The sequence below is a fragment of the Porphyromonas sp. oral taxon 278 str. W7784 genome (genome assembly GCF_000467855.2).
GTDB lineage: Bacteria > Bacteroidota > Bacteroidia > Bacteroidales > Porphyromonadaceae > Porphyromonas.
Genome location: NZ_KI259233.1, coordinates 1 through 2,841, shown reverse-complemented (window position 1 = coordinate 2,841; position 2,841 = coordinate 1). Strand labels below are relative to the sequence as shown.

At 52.4% G+C, this 2,841-nt stretch carries 1 protein-coding gene and 1 pseudogene; both read left to right on the top strand.

Going from position 1 to position 2,841, the window contains the following annotated elements; genetic code table 11:
• Nucleotides 1-316: 316 nt before the first annotated feature.
• Nucleotides 317-1,804, top strand: a complete 1,488-nt coding sequence (locus HMPREF1556_RS04445; RefSeq protein WP_021667096.1) for a hypothetical protein — start codon at nucleotides 317-319, stop codon at nucleotides 1,802-1,804.
• A gap of 109 nt (nucleotides 1,805-1,913) precedes the next feature.
• Nucleotides 1,914-2,841: pseudogene (locus tag HMPREF1556_RS04440) on the top strand (hypothetical protein); the annotation flags it as partial.

The window sequence follows — 2,841 nt, the reverse complement described above, 5'->3', positions numbered from 1 at the left end:
ATTACCCTAAGCTTCTCAGGATATCGTGATGGCGATAAGGTAGAGTTCCTAACTGAAGCGCTTACTTTCTGGAGCAACGAGATTGATGCTCGAGTAGAATACGAAGTGAACTCTCATTCCCTAGTCTGCATACCTTCCTCCCGTGAAACGCTAGTGATGGGAGCGGTCCTCGCTACCTTGGTCTCTCCATACGACCCGTGCTCGCCAAGTAGCACCAGCAGCATCCCTCACTCCCACCCGTCTCATACGGCGGGTGGGGTAAGCGGTCAAGCTGAATATATGCCTTAGGTATATCCTATTAACAATAGACATCATCATGAAACGAATACTTAGACCCCTCGTTGCCCTCGCACTGCTCCTAGCAGTCCCTGCCTCCTTCACCTCTTGTCAGGAGGATTCGCCCGAGGTCGACTACAATATGGAGGTCACCATGACCAATGACTTCTCCAAGGTGGTAGAAGCCATCAATAGCGGTGCTCTCAAGGACGAAGAAGCCATCCAGGAGCTCGCTAAGGCGATCGACAAGATGAATACGGACCAAGCTACCAAGCTACGAGCCATCCTCGAGGTACTAGGGGATGTCAACAAGACTCTTGAGACAAGGCTTGCTGCCATCGCTGCTGCCATCGAGTCACAGACGCTCGTGCTGAAGAGCAAGCTCGTCGCGATCGCCGAGGCTATCAACAAGCACATGAAGAAGCAGTCGGAGCTCGTAGGGATGATCGCTGAGGCTATCGACAAGCTAGGCGGGACGCTCTCGGATAAGCTGGACCAGATCACGAAGGAGATACATGACCCACAGAAGGCTCTACAGGAGCGGATCGATCTCTTGCTTGGAGCTATAAATAGCAAGACACTGACCTTCGCACAGAAGCTTGATTTCATCGAGTCAGCTACGACCTCAGAGATCAACAAGGATAAGCCTCAGGATCAGTTCCAGATACTGAGTACCAGCCTTAGCGAACTCTTGACTGCATCTGAGGCTAGCGGAGAGGTTGCCCCTGACGTACTAGAGCGTCTCCGAGCTCTTGTTAATCGTGCAGAAGAACTACGTGGCGAGATCGACAACAGTCTGCCCCCTGCTAATGCAGTCGTAGAGCTCCTCGATATGCTCCAGCAGCTGAAGGCTCAGGCCAATGTTCCCACCCCTCCTACTCCTCCAACTCCTACCCCACAACCAGAAGGGGAGTATGTCGACCTAGGGCTTCCTAGTGGGCTCAAGTGGGCGACCTGCGACCTCGGAGCTACGAAGCCCGAAGAGCGTGGTGACTACTATGCCTGGGGCGAGACCGAGCCTAATAAGAATGAATTCTCTTGGGCGACCTACAAGCATGGTAAAGTCGTGAATGGAGTCATCAAGTTCACGAAATACTGCACCGATCCAGATTGGGGACTTGATGGCTTCGTCGACAACAAGAAGAAGCTAGATCCCGAAGATGACGTTGCGCATGCCAAGCTCGGAGCTCCCTGGCGTATGCCTACCGGAGATGAGGCCAATGAGCTTGCCCAAGCATGTACCTGGAGCAAGGAAGTAATCAATGGAAACGTATGCTTCCGTGGCAAGAGCAAGTACAACGGCAAGAGCATCACCTTTAAGGCTAGTGGTAAGGTTAATAGCTCACAACTAGAAGGGGACGATGGGAGCACCAGCATCTGGGTTAGTGATAATCTCTTGCATACTCCTGACCAAGCACTTACTCTACACCTGTTCGAAACGACAGCAGGCTCTGATGTAGTCATTAAAGCTAACACTACATACCAGCAGCGCTATCTAGGTATCTCCATCCGTCCTGTACGACCCTAGAGCCTCCCTGCATCTCACAGCTCCTCCTGCATCCTCTGCAGGGTGCAGGTAGGGAGCTAACTCCGATCATCGTATGCTGCGAATGCATACACCAAACACAATCGAAATTATGAAAGCAATATATAAGGCGCTTCTTGGGCTGGCTCTCATGACAGCGGTGCCTACCTCCTTCACCTCATGTCGGGAGGATGCCCCCTCGGTGAACCAGACAGTAGATATCACCGTCAAGAATGAGTTCTCCAAGCTCGTAGAGGCCATCAACAATGGCAACCTCAAGCGTGAAGAGGCCATCAAGAAGGTCACTGAGGCCATCGATGGCATGAATAAAAGCAGTAGCGAGATCCTTAGTGAGATCCTTGAGGTCCTCGGCTCGGTCAATAATACTCTGGAGACGAAGCTAGCTGCCATCGAAGGGGCTATCAACTCCCAGAGACTCCTGCTCGAGGAGAAGCTACAGCTCATCGCAAAGGCTATCGGTGACCACATGCTCAATCAGGACGAGGTCGTGAAGAAGATCACTCAGGCCATCGACAAGCTCGGCGGAACACTCGCTGGGAAGCTCGAGCAGATCAAGACAGCGATCAATAGCAATGAGAAGACCACACAGGCGAAGCTCGACCTCATCCTAGCTATGATCAATGCCCAGACAATCAACCTCGGGAGTAAGCTCGATGCACTCAAGACTCTGATAGAGACTGAGACGGTCGCCATCTCCCAAAAGATCGATATCCTCGACAAGGCTATGAAGGCGCTCCAGGAGCAAGCCAAGGCCAACGGAGTAGCTAATGGGCAGATCCAAGAGCAGCTCAAGGCTCTTGCTACTACGGTGAATACCCTCCTCGAAGAAGTACGGGCAGGGAAGGCCGATGCGACCAAGGCCTTTGCTGAGATCCTCAAGAAGCTCGATGAGCTGATCGCCAAGATCAATAACAGCAAACCACCTATCCCAGGGACGACTGACCTCGGTCTCAGTGTCGAGTGGTCTGACACCTACCTTGGGGCATCAACTCCTCTCGAATTCGGTGACTATTACGCTT

Coding starts and splice junctions, on each gene's coding strand:
- HMPREF1556_RS04445 (WP_021667096.1), top strand. CDS start 317: ATGAAACGAATACTTAGACCCCTCGTTGCCCTCGCACTGCTCCTAGCA.